The 434-nt window shown below is 49.8% G+C and carries 1 protein-coding gene; it reads right to left on the bottom strand.

Features of this window, described 5'->3' with window-relative positions; genetic code table 11:
* On the bottom strand, nt 1-412 hold a 412-nt coding region (locus D3D02_RS20095), incomplete at its 3' end, for a class I SAM-dependent DNA methyltransferase (protein WP_233560741.1).
* Between the last annotated feature and the right edge of the window lie 22 nt (nt 413-434).

Below are 434 nucleotides of genomic sequence, written 5' to 3'. Positions count from 1 at the left end.
TACATCCCGGCGACGAAGTATTATAAAAGAGATTCTCAGGGAGTGCTATAACCGATTCAATCAGGTCATCTTCAATAATCGGCCTCCTAATTTTCTTCTCAGAACGAGACCGGAAGAGCAAGCCGTTATCCATAACGATGCCGGCTTTGCCCGTCTCTGAAAGAGAGGCAAGCATAAGTTGGACCCATGTCCAGTCTCCCCGGTTTTTCGGAGGCAGCCCGTATGTGAAGCGGTTGTAGGGTTCATTATCTTCCACCCATTCTGCATTCCATTTCTTCTGATTCCACGGGGGATTTGCGACTACTCTGTCGAAGACTTCCAACTCACCGTGTTCGGTGACAAATTTCAGCTCCGTGATTGTGTCTCCCTTTGCGATGGTGGCGTCCTGTAGCTCGTGTAGAAGGACGTTCATCTGACCGATGGCCCACGTGTTC

The sequence above is a fragment of the Halobellus sp. Atlit-38R genome (genome assembly GCF_003665925.1).
Lineage (GTDB): Archaea > Halobacteriota > Halobacteria > Halobacteriales > Haloferacaceae > Haloquadratum > Haloquadratum inordinatus.
Note: the sequence above shows the minus strand (reverse complement) of the source record. Positions and strands in the feature narration are given on the sequence as shown.